Origin of the sequence: Microcoleus sp. Pol14D4 (genome assembly GCF_036701245.1) — a bacterium.
In the GTDB taxonomy this organism is placed as follows: Bacteria; Cyanobacteriota; Cyanobacteriia; order Cyanobacteriales; family Microcoleaceae; genus Microcoleus.
Genome location: NZ_JAUBQM010000174.1, coordinates 1 through 2,898, shown reverse-complemented (window position 1 = coordinate 2,898; position 2,898 = coordinate 1). Strand labels below are relative to the sequence as shown.

Sequence of the window (2,898 nt, the reverse complement as noted above, 5' to 3'; positions counted from 1 at the left end):
TGGATGTGGCGGCGAATTTCGATTAAGCGGGGTGCTAGGGTGGCGGCTAATTCTTTGATGCGGGAAAGCATGAATTTTGTTGGGGGAAAGGTAAGATATTTAATCAAATACGGTAGTGCAAGTTTCTGATTTTTTACGGGCGATCGATGCGGGTTAAACGCGGAACAATTGCTGTTGTTTGATGGGAATATTTTTTTATGTCCCGAACAAGTTTTTTTATTAACCGCAGAGAACGCATAGAACGCAGAGAAAGAGTTAGAGAGAAGTTGTAAGGAAATAAAATTTCGCGTTTTGCAGTCTACAGCGGGTCTGAAGGATTTGTGTAAATAAAAGAAAAATGGTAAGCTCAAATTTAAGAAAAAAAAGGAGGAGACAAGAGTTAGTGGGAGCATCGGGCGATCGCGCTCATGTAGGAAAGAAAAAAAGCAGAAAAAAATGTTAAATAAATCACAAAAAGATTTGATAGAGTTACAATTAGAAGAGTTGCAAAACTTTATTTTACATACAAAATATATCATGGAGTGGAAAAGAGGGCAAGGGGAACAGTCAAGAAAGAACGGTAGTCAAATCGAATATTTGACGGTTTTGCGAACTTGAGAACCGCGAATTAAGGTAGTAGTGGAAATAGGAGGCGATGGCGCCTTTCGCTGGACTCCCCTAAAAGATGCTTGAATCGCAGCTTAAACTCAAGTTGAAGGCGATCGCAGCCATTTTAGAGTTGTGATTTTTATTTACGCACTGCTTGCATAGGCTGCTACATACAAGATATTGAGGGGCGGTTTAAGGTACTTGAGGATCGAGATAGGTAGAATACTTTGCTGCTAAATGTTGAGGGTGTATAAACAATGACTATCCCAAGTTTAAAACTAAAAATTGCTAATAATGATGAGAACCCTTGGTTTCATCCATTGCTGGTGCTAATATGGATAGCTATTGGCACAGTTTTACGCTTTACTAATTTGGCAGATAAGCCACCTTCAACAATTGAGATAGCAACGTTAATTTTTAGTTTGGGAAATAGTTTGCAGACGATACCGCTAGATAGTGCGATCGCGCTTGATACCCTCTTGCAGCCATTACAAGTGAATTCTCAAGCTAATATCACCTCAGTCATCCACAATTTGATGACAGAAAGCACCCATCCTCCAGTTTATTTTATGCTGGCTCATTTGTGGATGAAACTATTTTCGACCGAGGCGGGTTTAGTTTCTTTATGGGCCGCTAGAGCGCTTCCTGCGATTCTCGGTGTCGCCTCAATTCCAGCTATGTTTTGCTTTGGTTTTGTAGCATTTCGATCTCGTTTAATAGCTCAAATGGCGGCCGCAATGATGGCGGTTTCTCCCTACGGGATATTTATCGCCCAAGAAGCTCGACACTACACTTTACCAGTTTTATTAATTATCGCTTCTTTGTGCTGTTTGGTAATAGCAACTCGCACTATAAATAATCGTAGCATTTTACCAATTTGGGCAGGATTACTTTGGGTAGTAGTTAACTGTTCAGGGATTGCAACACATTACTTTTTTGTTCTCGTTGTCGCTGCTGAAGGTTTAAGTTTAATAGCTGTTATTTGGATAAAAAAACGGACAGAGCGCCAGGAAAAATTAGAGTTAGATTCGACTCAAGATTTAACCCTCAGTCCTCAATTACTAATTTCCAATTCTCTATTCCGAATCTACACGGTTGCTGCGGGTACGTTGGTGGGATGTTTAGTTTGGCTTCCGGCATTGCGTACAGCTTCTGAAAGTGAAATGACGCGCTGGATTTATGAGGGAAAAAACCCGATTGAATTGCTAGAACCAGCACCCAGAGTTTTAGCGTGGATGGTGACAATGTTGGCATTATTGCCAGTGGAAGGAGTATCTTTACTAGCGATTTTTGCCTCTGGTTTGGCATTGTTAATTTTCATGTTTTTTGCTTTGCCAATTTTGATTAGAGGTCTTAAAATTAAGTTAGGAGAATCAGATGGTAGCTTAATTACTCAAGTTTTAGGCGGGTTTATGTTGGGTGCGATCGCCATCTTTTTAGGGATTACCTACATTTTGGGTGCCGATCTAACTTTGGCGGCTCGTTATCAGTTTGTCTACTTTCCCGCTGTTATCATTTTGCTCGCAGTAAGTTTGGCTGTTTGTTGGGAAAATCAATACTTAGAAACAAACAATAAATTAAGTCAATTTTTAAAATTGCCAATTCTAGCGTTAAAAATAGACGGAAGAAAAGCAGTAACAATCATCTTATTAATGGGTTTACTTGGTAGTATGACAGTTGTTTCAAATTTTGGCTTTCAAAAATCCAAACGCCCCGATATTTTAGTTCCCCACATTGTTAAAATACAGTCAGCATCGCCAAAGATTCCTGTTTTAATTGCCACTGTTCGCAAAAGCCACTCAGAAACAAGAGCTATGATGGGGATAGCGTGGGAATTTAAACGTTTATCTAGTTCATCTTTGAGTACAAAGTCTCAACCAAATTATCCTCAATTTCTTTTAGCAAAAAAAGATAGTGATTCTCAAACTGCGACAGATGCACTGCACAAAACTTTAGCTCAAATGCCAAAAATTTTCGATTTGTGGACGATAAATTTTACAGCTTCAGTGGAAGGAAAAGGGCGAAACTGTACGATTGATTCGCAACCTCAACCCAAAATAGCTGGCTATAAATACCGATTTTATCACTGTTTATAATTGTAGAATTGGAGGATTATGACAATTTATTTCTACAGCTTCTATAGCGTTTCTCTGTCTGGTGAGGTACATAAACGATTCCCCTAAATCCTCCTTAATAAGCTATTCGCGAGGTAGAAGTGTCAACCTTAATCCTGTTTCCAATATTGGTAAGCCGCATAGGCTAAGGTGACAGCGCCGGTCACAATGGCCGCTTCATCAACCTCAAATTGCG

General features: G+C 39.6%; 1 protein-coding gene and 1 pseudogene. Both read left to right on the top strand.

The features are described 5' to 3' along the window. Positions 1 to 603: 603 nt before the first annotated feature. Positions 604 to 672 (top strand): annotated as a pseudogene (locus QUA33_RS28390) (NAD(P)H-quinone oxidoreductase); the annotation flags it as partial. Between the two features lie 173 nt (positions 673 to 845). After that, on the top strand, positions 846 to 2,684 hold the full coding sequence (locus QUA33_RS27840; RefSeq protein ID WP_333152971.1) for a hypothetical protein: 1,839 nt from the start codon (positions 846 to 848) through the stop codon (positions 2,682 to 2,684). Positions 2,685 to 2,898: the final 214 nt, after the last annotated feature.

Bases quoted from the DNA above. Each gene is read 5' to 3' on its own strand.
- QUA33_RS27840 (WP_333152971.1), top strand. From the start codon at position 846: ATGACTATCCCAAGTTTAAAACTAAAAATTGCTAATAATGATGAGAAC.